We start from the raw sequence: 10441 nt of genomic DNA on the forward strand, positions 1-10441 counted from the left end.
TTCCATCGCCTTCAGTCTCCTCTCGGCTCTCTGACAAGCCAAGGATCGCAGAGCGAAAGCCGAAGCGAAACCAGTCAATCAAATGGGAGAAAAGCTCCGCTTACGATGAACTTGTCGATGGTGCCGCCATATTCGTGCGCGATCGCCGACATCTCGGTGAAATATTCGTTGAGGAGCTGGGTCAGTAGCTCCGGCTGCAGCCGCTCCGCGGTCGCCGTAAAATTCTGGATGTCGGAGAAGAAGATCGTCAGCTTCTTGCGCTCGGTGTGGATGGTGACGTCCTTCTGGCCGCTGAAAATGCTCTTGTAGACCTGCGGCGGGATGTAGCGCGAAATCTTCATCGACAACGAAGCCAGGAAGTCATTGGCGGATTCGAGCTCCTTGTTCATGCCCTTGATACGGCCGGCCTGGCGGCGCTGGAGCGAGAGGAACGACAGGCCGCAGCCCGCGGCGATCAGGAAATAGGCCAGCAGGAACTTGAACGAGAAGATGTTGGCGGCGATCGGCTGCGCGATGATCACCTCCTGGATGCCGCGGACGTCGCCCACCTTCCAGTCCTTCTTCGGGCTCTCGGGGTGGCTGTTGTGGCAGCTGACGCAGGCCGGGCCCATCGTGACGGGCGCGACCAGGCGGACCTTGTCGGAGAACAGCGAGGTCTCGGTCTCGACGATCTTCTGCTCGGGATCCTTCCGAAGCGCGTCGAGCGCGTCCTTCTCGAACTTGTCGAGCTGATGCGCGGCGCGGTTCTGGAACGGGAAATCCGAGACGAAGCGGTAGGCGATGTTCTCCTGCTGCGCGCCGATCACCCGTCCGAGCTCCAGCGACAGCGTCGCCGGGATCGGGATCGCACCGGGGACGGATTCGTAATTGTGCACGACCCTGGTAGTGCCATCAGGGTTGGCCAGGATGCGGCCGACCACGTTGGACGCATAGTAGCTGCGCACGCTCGTGATCACCGAGTTGAGGTCGGCGGCCTGCCGGCGCAGCGCGGTCTTGCTGAGGTCGGTCAGGTCCAGCCACACCGCGACCGGCAAAGCGAGCAGGAGCAAGGCGATCACGGCCCCCGTGAGGATGCCGCTCTTGCGCTGTTCTTCGGAAATCTCTTGTTTCACCCTGTGGCTCCGTCGTGTGCGATCTTGTCGCAAATCCCGGGAATTCGCGGCAAGAGCTTGCGGCGGCACAGAGCCCGCAAATACGAGGCCACACAACCCCATTTCATGGTGGGTCGCAGCAAATGACTTTTCGTTTCATGGCGAATGTTTAAGATCGGCATTAACCTGCATTCACTCCGCCGGGAGATCCTCCATATGACCGAGACCGTCCGCATCAGGCGCTTCAATGCGCGCCCCGTGATCGTGCCGATGAATTTGCCGCTCAAGACCTCGACCGGCGCGGTCGCAAAGGCGCCGCTGGTGCTGATCGACTGCGAGACCGACCAGGGCGCGGTGGGGCATGCCTATCTGTTCTCGATCACGCCGTCGGCCTTGAAGCCGCTGACAGCGATGGTCGCGGAAATGTCTGAGCTCGTCGCCGGCGACGAGCTGCTGCCGTTCGAGATCGAGCGCAAGCTGACCCAGCGCTTCACCCTGCTCGGCCTCGCCGGCCTGCAGCGGCTGGCGCAATCCGGCATCGACATGGCGGCATGGGACGCGCTGGCGCGCAGCAAAGGCCTGCCGCTCGCGCGCCTGCTTGGCGGCGCGCCGAAGCCGGTCAGGGCCTACAATTCGAAGGGGCTCGGCATCATGCCGGCGGGCGCCGCGGTGGACGAAGCCCACAAGCTGCTGGCCGAAGGTTTTCACGCGGCAAAGATCCGCGTCGGCCGGCCCGATGCGCGGGAGGATCTCGCCGTGGTGCGCGCGGTGCGCAAGGCCGTCGGCGATCAGGTCACGCTGATGTGCGACTACAACCAGGCCCTGACGGTGACCGAGGCCATCCGCCGCGGCGAGATGCTCGACGACGAGGGGCTGACCTGGATCGAGGAGCCGATCCGCCACGACGATTACGAGGGCAATGCCCGCATTGCGGATGCGCTCCGCACGCCGGTCCAGATCGGCGAGAATTTTGACAGTGCCTTCTCGATGCAGGCGGCGCTGTCCGCGGAGGCCTGCGACTACGTGATGCCCGACGTGCAGCGCATCGGCGGCGTCACCGGGTGGCTCCGCGCCGCCGCGCTCGCACATGCCGCCGGCATCGAGATGTCGACGCACCTGTTCTCGGAGGTCAGCGCGCACCTGCTCTGCGTGACGCCGACCGCGCATTGGCTGGAATATGTCGACTGGGCCGACGCGGTGCTGGCGACACGGCTCGCGATCAAGGATGGTTTTGCGTTGCCGAGCGAGGAACCGGGCAACGGGATCGCGTGGGACGAGGCGGCGGTGAAGAAGTATCTCGTCGGATAAGACCGCCTCTTACGACCGAACAGCGGCAATCATACTCAGCTCGACGGGAGCGCCCCGCGGCAACTCGGCGACGCCGACAGACGTGCGCGTGTGACGACCGCGATCGCCCAAGCGCTCGATCAACCGATCGGAGGCCCCATTCATGACTTGCGACTGCTGGGTAAATCCAGGCGCTGAAGCAATGTATCCAACGAGCTGCAGAACCTGGACGATCCTGTCCTCTCCGCCTGTTGCGTGGTTGATAGCCGAAATGCAGAGGTCGGCGCAGAGAGCGGCGGCCTCCTGCGCGGCCGCGATATCGACATTTGCGCCGACCTTGCCCGCATACAGCAGGTCCTCACCGCGACGCGGCAGCTGACCACTGACATACGCAATTCCACCATGGATGATCACCGGCAAATAGTTGCCGCCGGGCTTGTTCACGCTGCTCATCTCGAAAACCTGCCTTCTCGTCACGTCCGGCGAAGCGACACGTTTCGCCGAACGCCGCAAATTGTATCTCACCAGACTCGTCGCCGTCATGGATGACCGGACAATGGCAGGCGGCGAGTCACGGATCAAGGCTGCGAAGCATTTGCATGCCGAAGGCGGTGTGCATCCAGCCCGACAAGGCCTCGCCACCGCGCATTGCGCAGCGGCGGCGGGCACGATAACGATGCCCCCATGTCCACACGGCGGCCCCACCCTCACATCCGCGTCGTCGCGATCGGCCTGCACTGGCGGGACGGGCAGCTGCTCGCGGCCGAGGTGCGTGACGATGCGGGGCGGATCAAGGGCGTTCGCCCGCTCGGCGGTGAGATCGAGTTCGGCGAGAGCTGGCGAACTGCGCTGGTGCGGGAATTTTGCGAAGAGCTCGGCGTGGACATCACCATCACCGGCGAGCCGCTGATGATGGAGAACATTTTTGTGCACGAGGGATCGACCGGGCATGAGGTGATGTTCATCGCGGAGGTCGCGCTTCCAAACGGCGCGTTCAGCGGCCAGGACCGCATCGACTTCCGCGAGGATAACGGCGAAGAGATCGTCGCACGCTGGTTCGATCTTGCGGAGCTCGACGTCGAGGGCGGGCCGAGCCTTTATCCGAACGGGTTGAAGGATGTGCTGCTCCGACGGAAGCGCCAGTCTGCCTGACGGGCGCCTGGCTACCAAACCTCCGCGCCGGGGATCTTCTTGCGCATCGCCATGCGCTGGATCCAGATGCAGCGACGGACGGACCTGTTGGAGCGGCCGACGGCGGATATTCCCTCGCCGGCCTGAAGCAGTGGCGCCACGTTCTGCCGCAGCACGCGGCAGCGCTGGAGCTCGGCCTGCCAATCGATGATCGCCGCATCGGCGCATGACGCCATCAGCGCCAGCGCAGCCATGGCAAGGCAGCTTGCGCGCATCATTTGCATTCCCTTCACTGTGATCCCCCGGCGTCGCGCCGGTAGCGAAAATCGCAATGGCTAGCGCCTTGCATGATGGTCTGCGTGCGCGTGAGCCTGACGTCGGGACCAAACCCTTCCGCGGTCGCGAAATCGGCAGTGCAGACCAGGAGGAAGCCGAGCTCCGGTTCGCCCAGCGCCTTGTAGAACTCGGCATAGGCGCATCGCGTCACGTCGAACGCGAAGGTGTCTTCGGTCTGCGCGATCACGTCATAGGCGAGGGCATCGTCGCGGGCATAGGTCTTGAACGCCGACGACACGGCCTTGCCGAGATCGGTCTCGTTCTTCGTTTTCCAGAACTCCTCGCCGAAGCCGCGATAGAGATCGCCGAGCGCCTTGCGTACCAGCGCGTTGGCGCGCGTCTCGCCGAGCTCGACCTGCAATGCCTTGACCAGCGGCACCAGCACCTGCGCCTGGATTTTTTGCTTGCTCGATGACGGAAACACTCATGGGCAGCCTCGCTCGTCTCTCGTTGCTGCGACTCTTTAGCCCTGTGACCTGGCACACATTTGCGACCATCTTAAGGTTGTATGATAGTCCAGCATAACCGAAACCGGCCAGGCGCCCGACATCCTTTTTGATGATCTCATTTTCGAGCACGGAGAAGGAAGCAATGCTTCGCTCAGTTCGCAGGGCCCGGCTATTTCCCGACCGCACATTTGCCCGAACCGCAAGTTGAAGATCACGATCGATTCACGCAGATCCGCTCAGTATCCGGCCCGGCCGACAACGCAGGCCGATCGAAGTTCGTAGTCGGCACGCGCGCATGAGCGCGCGTGAACGATGTTGTCATGCCCGGCATCGGGCGGATCACGAGACGCGACCGGGATCACGAGGCGCAATAGCGCAGGACTCACCTGCCCGGACGGCCGGCCCGGGGAAATGCCGGCATCGACAGCTGCAGCATCGCGAGGAATCACCATGGACGAGCCCAAGCCACTCACCAGTGCATTCACCAAGACCGCGAATTTCTCCATCCACGAGGTCGACGAGGTGTTCAGGGACGCCGCGCAGCCCGCGGCGGGGGCCGCCGCCCGAGCTGCGCGTCCGCCGGTCACCTTGCCGCCCATCCTCGGTCCGCTGTCGGCCTTCACGGGCACCTTCACCGGACAGGGGTTCAATACGATCTTCCGGCCCAACAGCAAGATCACGCCGACGCCGATGCCCGGGCCGATCAACACCACCGACCCCGACGACAACGTGCTGGAGCTGAATCTCACCGACGAGACGATGTCGTTCTCGAACAATCTCGGCTCGATCCCCAATCGCGGCTCGCTGCAGCAGGCGGACGCATTCCTCAACGGCGTGCCGTATCTCCAGACCATCAACGACATCACCACGGGAACGCCCGTGGGCATTCACTTCGAACCCGGCATCTGGCTGGCGGTGCCGGCCACCACCATTCCGCACGAGCCGTTCACCGTTGCGCGCATGGCGTCGATCCCGCACGGCACGACGATCGTCGCGCAAGGCACCGCGCTGCCTCCGGTCGCCGGTAAACCGACCATCACGGCAATCGACATCACCCCGTTTATCGGCGGCAATCCGGGCAACAAGATCCCCTTCCAGAATCAGATCGCGGCCAACAAGACGACCCGCAGGCTACCTCAGGATCTGACCGCACTGATGGCCTCCGGCAAGCTCACCCAGGCGATGATCACCGACCCGAATACGGTGCTGCGCAATCAGATCGCGCATCAGACCATCACCCAGACCATCGTCATCGAGACATCCACGAAGCCCGGCACGCCGCTGTCCGGCGGCCCTTTGCCGGCCATCCCCTCGCCCGGCCCGCATCCGCAGGCGCCGAGCTTCGCCGGCGGCACCGCGAACATCGCGTTCCTTCAGGGCTTGCCGGTTCCGCCGCCGGGCGGCAATGGCGCCAACGCCAACGCCTTCCAGATGGACGCGGTGTTCTGGATCGAGACGGTGGTTTACGACATCGACGTGCCGGCCCTGCCGCCGGGAACGCCGCCGGTGATCCTGCAACCGCGCCAGAGGAGCAACGTGCCGCTGGTTCCGAGCTTCGTCGCCGCGATCCCGTTCGTGCCCAACAAGGGCTTCAAGGGCGGCCACGTCAGGGTGGCGACGACGCAGATCCAGTACTCACAAAAGGTCATGCTGGATTTCGCCGGGCTGACCTGGCCGCACGTCTCGGTCGCATCGCTGGTGCCGGCAGCACCCGTGCCGATCCCGGATCATCTGTTGCCGCTGACGTGAGGCGATTGGCGGTGTGACGACGATGCGCCACGTCCGCGGTATCGGACGTGGCCTGAACCAACGCATCCGTGATGCAACGGTGACCGCCGCTCGCGCGATCCTGAAAAGCCGGCGCGGCGATCAATGGTATGATCGTTGTCATCCAAAAGAGAGATGATCATGCCCCCTTCCAAGATGTCCCTCGGCTCCATCAGGCTACGACCGCTTGCGCGGCGCCGTCATGTTGCGGCGATTGCCGCAGCGCTGTTTCTCGCGGCGACCGCCTGGTCGGCCGGGCCGGCGCTGGCCGCGGCAGATGATGCACAGGCGCGAACCATCTTCGAAAAATTCATTGCCGCGCAGAATGCGCACAACGCGGACGACGTGAAGGCCATGCTGTGGAATTCGCCCGGCACGCTGTTGTTTGCGAGAGGCATCGAGACGAGAGGACGAGATGCGGTCGCGGACCGCTTCAAGGGCTACTACGAGGGCACCTGGCACCTCGAACCCGACATGTCGAAATTCCACGTCGCCGTGATCTCGAACGAGGTCATGCAGGTCCTCGTTCCCATCGTCTTCACGCGTGGCCTTCCCGGCAAGCCAGCTCAACAGAATACGTTTCTGATCAGCCAGACCTACGTGCGGGATGCGAACGGCTGGTCCGTCGCCTCGGTCCTGCCGGTCGCCAACACGGAACTGAAATAGCTGCGATCCAGAATCGTAACCCGGATGGAGCGCAGCGTAATCCGGGACAGCGTCGGAGAGGATACACCCCGGATTGCGCTTCGCTCCATCCGGGCTAAACGCTCGCTTCGCAATTTCGGATTGTTTGGGCTTGCCTGGCCGAAGCTCTCGGCTGCAGCCCGCCTGTGCCCTTTGGGCTTCGGCGTGGCATCCTTCTCTCGCTTTGCGAGCGAAGGATGGTGGTGCAGGCAGTCTGCTGCGAACCGGTCTCGGGCGCAATTTCCCTGAAATCAGGGAATTTACTGGGAAAAAAGCCGATTTGGAGCCCGCAAACGGCTGCCCATGCCGCGATTCCTGCGGTGATTCAGTCATTTATCCAGGAATCGGGATGCTGAGTTAGCAGGGAATTTTGGCAGGGCATGCAGGGAAAGCTTCGCGCCCGGTTGGGCACGATCATGGATGCAGCAGTTGAATTTCTCGGCCGATCACGCTAGATACCTATTGCCTGAGATGGGAGATGGAGCTGCGGCATGGGCCGTGATGTTCTTTCCCGTCGTGACAGAGAGCCGGCATGGGCCGGAGCTGATCTTAGGGTACCTCGACGCTGCATGGGCAGATTGCGTGGTTTCGGTAAACCGGACCCGTGCGTTTTCGTACGCTTCCCACATTCTTACATCCATCAGCTGTGCCCTGCTCAAGCGGGAAGGCAGCCTTGTGAGGCGTCATGGATCATAAACAGAAGGACTACTCGATCGGTTACAAGCGCCCGCCTAAGCAAAGCCAGTTCAAGAAAGGCCAATCCGGCAACCCTGGTGGTCGCCGGAAAAAGTCGGGGCCTGTTCACGTTGATCTAGAGAGTATTCTCAATGAGACGTTTCAGGTCAGTGTTGCCGGCCGTGTGCAGGCGATGTCGGCCAAGGAAGTTGAGATCCGGCAGATCTTGAAGCGTGCGCTGGAGAAAAAGGACTTCAGAGCGACCGCTCATCTGCTCGGCCTTTTCCAAAAGCATAATTGCTTTGCAACTGAACGCGTTTGCGGCGTGGTCAATCTTCCGACGAGCCGTATGCCATCGCGAATGGCGTGGCTGCTCTTGGAGAAGTACGGCGTTCCCGAGAACTGGACCAAGCGCCACATCGCCTGGGGCCGCAAACAGTACGAGGAGACCAGGACCGAGCTTGAGCGCCTCTGCGACGAAGCGGGAGTGATGCCGCCATGAGCGAGGATTCAAAAACGGGGCGCAGCCGCCCATCGGGGACGCAGTTCGGGCGCGGGCAAAAGCGCGCTGCCGGCCGCCCAAAGGGAGCTTTCGGCGAGAAGGCGATCACACGGAAAATTGCGAGCGAACGGCATCAGGTTCAGCACAGCGGCCGGCAAATTGAGCTCAACACGGTCGAGCTCTTGCTGCTTTCGATGCGTAATCTCGCCATGACCGGACATTTGCAGGCCGCGAAATGGCTCGGCGAATACCGAGAGCGGCAGCTGCCCCAGGAAAGCAACGTCGGGTTCTTGGTTGTGCCTGAAACTATGCCTGACGAACAATATATCGCGCAGCAGATGTTCTTGAGCCGCTTTCGGACCAACCCTGAGCTGAAGGAGGACCCGCTGATTGCCGCCATGAAAGAACATTGAATGATGGCAATGATCGCACCGATAAGATTGACGACGAACTGTCCGGCGTATATGGCATTGAGATCGATCCGGCCTACTGCGATGTCACGATTCGGAGGCTGCGCGCGGTATGCGGCTTGGATGCAGTTCTGGAGGCTACCGGGCAGCGCTTTGTCGAGGCCGAGCGGGCCGCGGAAGCCCTCCATGGGGTTGCGTCGGGCGCGGCGGGCGCCACCTGACCCGCGAGCCGCCGCGCCCTTTGCGCCCCCATCGCTGTAAATCGGCGCCGAAGCATGGCTCTCGTATTGCCGCATCTGCGAATGTTACCCTGATGGCGCCGTTGCAGCGGTCGATGCGATGTCGACTGATTGGCCGCGCCAGGTTGCTTTCCAAGCTTGCTCGGTGGGAGGGGCTGTGGGCGGGTCGGGCCCTACATAGCCCGAGCCGTCCACAACCCCGGACAATGGGGCAGCGGTGGTGGCGTCGCCGAGCGACTCCTCCGCGACCAACTGCTCGGCAGCCCTCCGTCTAAGCGCCCTCAGCAGACGCTGCACGATCGAATGCTGTCTCGTCCCGAACTCCTCGGGGTGTTTCTCGCTCAGCCGGCCGACGATGGCGAGTGCAGTCAGCTGCGGCTGCTCTGCGAGCCAGACTTCGATCGCAGCAAGATGCGGGTCGAGCTTGGACGGCATGCGAACCCTGGTCTTATAGGGCCGACGGCTTCGCCGGTGCGTGGCACGCGGCTCGCCGGCCGTCACCGTCTTGCCGAGCGTCTTCGCAAACGTCGCCGCGGTCGCCGGCGCGGTGCTCGTGCAAGCGCGTTGCAGGCAGCGCGCCTGTCCGGCACGACGATCGACGCGATTGCCGAGTTCGTCCTGGGTTGCGCGAATCTCGGCCAACAGCGCGACCGGATCGAGCGAGCGATACTGATCGCGTAGCCGCCGCTTTACAGCCGCGGTCACCTTGGGATGGGCCAGCGCGCGCTGATAGGGCGGATAACGCTTGATCACTTTAGCCCCTTCGCGACGCTTCTCCTTCAGCTTGAACGACGGCTGGAAGAAGTTGACGTAGAGCCGTGCCGCAGCATAAAGGCGGCCCATCATACGCGCCGTCTCGACGCCATCGAAGCGGCCATAGCCCATGAGGCGGCGGACGACGGCACCATTCTTCTGCTCGACGAACGCCTGATCGTTCTTCTTATAGGCACGCGAGCGCGTCACCTCGAGCTTCTGTTGGCGACACCATGGCACGACGACATCGTTCATGAAGGCGCTGTCGTTGTCGAAGTCCACGCCGCGCAAGAGCCAGGGGAACAGGCTCTGTGCGCGGTTGATCGCCTCGGCAACCAGCGAGCCATCCCGCGTCAGCAACGGCAGGCACTCCGTCCAGCCCGTGGCGATATCGACCATCGTCAGGGTCTGGATGAACGAGCCAGCCACCGACGTGCCGCCATGGGCTACCATGTCGACCTCGCAGAAGCCCGGCGGCGGGCTGTTCCAGTCATTGAAGGTGCGGATCGGGACCTCGCGCCGGATTGCCGAATGGAACCCGGCACGGCGCCGCCTGCCGCCGCTCGCCGCGATCTTCACATCGACGAGCAGGCGATCGATGGTGGCGGCGCTGATAGCCAGAACACGGTCACGGTCCGACTGGCCAAGCTGCAATCGGCCATGTCGCTCAAGGGCAGGCAGCAAGGTCGGGATCATCACCTTGAGCCGCTTGCCGCACACCCGATCCGACGCCTCCCACAGCGCAGTCAGCGCGTCCTTGATCGTCGCGCCATATCTGCGTCTTCGCTTTCTTGTTGCCTCGACCTCGCCCGGTCCAACCGCCTCGCGTCGCCTGAGCGCGCGCACCGCATGCTTGCGATGCCAGCCAGTCGTCGCGCACAGCTCGTCGAGGATCCGTCCCTTCTCCGCTCGTTTGGCCGATCGGTAACGCTCCGTTACCACCGACACCACCTCGCGCCGCGCGCCCATGCTGATCTTTCCCGCCATAGACGCCACCGAACCAATTCGGAGCTATGGCGGAATCTGGGTGATGACGGTGTGAGGAAGGCGGCGTATCGAGGCGGGTGACGAGCCTGCCAGAACCTCTCGAGGAGAGCGATACGCCATGACCGAGACT

The 10441-nt window shown here is 63.2% G+C and carries 10 protein-coding genes and 2 pseudogenes; 7 read left to right on the top strand and 5 right to left on the bottom strand.

From position 1 onward, the window contains the following. Nucleotides 1-104: 104 nt before the first annotated feature. Nucleotides 105-1112 (bottom strand): annotated as a pseudogene (locus tag QJT78_RS44620) (adenylate/guanylate cyclase domain-containing protein); the annotation flags it as partial. A gap of 195 nt (nt 1113-1307) precedes the next feature. On the opposite strand from QJT78_RS44620, the gene QJT78_RS44625 reads away from it, so the two are divergent. Next, nucleotides 1308-2399: an enolase C-terminal domain-like protein gene (locus QJT78_RS44625; RefSeq protein WP_028147907.1), complete on the top strand. Its 1092-nt coding sequence runs from the start codon at nt 1308-1310 to the stop codon at nt 2397-2399. A 9-nt stretch (nt 2400-2408) separates the two neighbouring features. On the opposite strand, the gene QJT78_RS44630 is transcribed toward QJT78_RS44625, so the two are convergent. Next, nucleotides 2409-2831, bottom strand: coding sequence for a RidA family protein (locus QJT78_RS44630; protein ID WP_014491815.1), 423 nt, complete (start codon nt 2829-2831; stop codon nt 2409-2411). A gap of 231 nt (nt 2832-3062) precedes the next feature. Between QJT78_RS44630 and QJT78_RS44635 the strand changes: the two genes are divergently transcribed. Beyond that, nucleotides 3063-3530 (top strand): NUDIX hydrolase, encoded by a 468-nt coding sequence (locus QJT78_RS44635; RefSeq protein ID WP_038945331.1) that lies wholly within the window; start codon nt 3063-3065, stop codon nt 3528-3530. A gap of 11 nt (nt 3531-3541) precedes the next feature. Here QJT78_RS44635 and QJT78_RS44640 read toward each other — a convergent pair whose 3' ends face one another. Both QJT78_RS44640 and QJT78_RS44645 read right to left on the bottom strand, forming a co-directional pair. Further along, on the bottom strand, nt 3542-3787 hold the full coding sequence (locus QJT78_RS44640) for a hypothetical protein (protein WP_038945330.1): 246 nt from the start codon (nt 3785-3787) through the stop codon (nt 3542-3544). 11 nt (nt 3788-3798) lie between these two features. Further along, nucleotides 3799-4273: pseudogene (locus QJT78_RS44645) on the bottom strand (L-2-amino-thiazoline-4-carboxylic acid hydrolase). 471 nt (nt 4274-4744) lie between these two features. Here QJT78_RS44645 and QJT78_RS44650 point away from each other — a divergent pair. The 5 genes from QJT78_RS44650 (at nt 4745) to QJT78_RS44670 (ending at nt 8553) form a co-directional block, all read left to right on the top strand. Next, on the top strand, nt 4745-6043 hold the full coding sequence (locus QJT78_RS44650) for a heme-binding protein (RefSeq protein ID WP_028147904.1): 1299 nt from the start codon (nt 4745-4747) through the stop codon (nt 6041-6043). Between the two features lie 159 nt (nt 6044-6202). Continuing rightward, nucleotides 6203-6727: a hypothetical protein gene (locus tag QJT78_RS44655; RefSeq protein WP_049808021.1), complete on the top strand. Its 525-nt coding sequence runs from the start codon at nt 6203-6205 to the stop codon at nt 6725-6727. A gap of 703 nt (nt 6728-7430) precedes the next feature. Continuing rightward, nucleotides 7431-7922 carry a DUF5681 domain-containing protein gene (locus tag QJT78_RS44660; protein WP_028147902.1) on the top strand — a complete coding sequence of 164 codons (492 nt, stop codon included), beginning with the start codon at nt 7431-7433 and terminating at the stop codon, nt 7920-7922. Continuing rightward, nucleotides 7919-8335 carry a DUF5681 domain-containing protein gene (locus QJT78_RS44665; protein ID WP_028147901.1) on the top strand — a complete coding sequence of 139 codons (417 nt, stop codon included), beginning with the start codon at nt 7919-7921 and terminating at the stop codon, nt 8333-8335. Before QJT78_RS44660 ends, QJT78_RS44665 begins: the two co-directional genes overlap by 4 nt. Then, on the top strand, nt 8332-8553 hold the full coding sequence (locus QJT78_RS44670) for a hypothetical protein (RefSeq protein WP_028147900.1): 222 nt from the start codon (nt 8332-8334) through the stop codon (nt 8551-8553). Before QJT78_RS44665 ends, QJT78_RS44670 begins: the two co-directional genes overlap by 4 nt. An 84-nt stretch (nt 8554-8637) precedes the next feature. Here QJT78_RS44670 and QJT78_RS44675 read toward each other — a convergent pair whose 3' ends face one another. Further along, entirely contained in the window at nt 8638-10311 is a 1674-nt protein-coding gene (locus QJT78_RS44675) for a transposase family protein (protein WP_281460642.1), read from the bottom strand. Nucleotides 10312-10441 lie beyond the last annotated feature (130 nt).

Source organism: Bradyrhizobium sp. Mp27 (assembly GCF_029953005.1).
GTDB lineage: Bacteria > Pseudomonadota > Alphaproteobacteria > Rhizobiales > Xanthobacteraceae > Bradyrhizobium > Bradyrhizobium barranii.

Excerpts from the sequence above, each read along its gene's own strand:
- QJT78_RS44625 (WP_028147907.1), top strand. The coding sequence starts at position 1,308 with ATGACCGAGACCGTCCGCATCAGGCGCTTCAATGCGCGCCCCGTGATC.
- QJT78_RS44630 (WP_014491815.1), bottom strand. The coding sequence starts at position 2,831 with ATGAGCAGCGTGAACAAGCCCGGCGGCAACTATTTGCCGGTGATCATC.
- QJT78_RS44635 (WP_038945331.1), top strand. The coding sequence starts at position 3,063 with ATGTCCACACGGCGGCCCCACCCTCACATCCGCGTCGTCGCGATCGGC.
- QJT78_RS44640 (WP_038945330.1), bottom strand. The coding sequence starts at position 3,787 with ATGATGCGCGCAAGCTGCCTTGCCATGGCTGCGCTGGCGCTGATGGCG.
- QJT78_RS44650 (WP_028147904.1), top strand. The coding sequence starts at position 4,745 with ATGGACGAGCCCAAGCCACTCACCAGTGCATTCACCAAGACCGCGAAT.
- QJT78_RS44655 (WP_049808021.1), top strand. The coding sequence starts at position 6,203 with ATGCCCCCTTCCAAGATGTCCCTCGGCTCCATCAGGCTACGACCGCTT.
- QJT78_RS44660 (WP_028147902.1), top strand. The coding sequence starts at position 7,431 with ATGGATCATAAACAGAAGGACTACTCGATCGGTTACAAGCGCCCGCCT.
- QJT78_RS44665 (WP_028147901.1), top strand. The coding sequence starts at position 7,919 with ATGAGCGAGGATTCAAAAACGGGGCGCAGCCGCCCATCGGGGACGCAG.
- QJT78_RS44675 (WP_281460642.1), bottom strand. The coding sequence starts at position 10,311 with ATGGCGGGAAAGATCAGCATGGGCGCGCGGCGCGAGGTGGTGTCGGTG.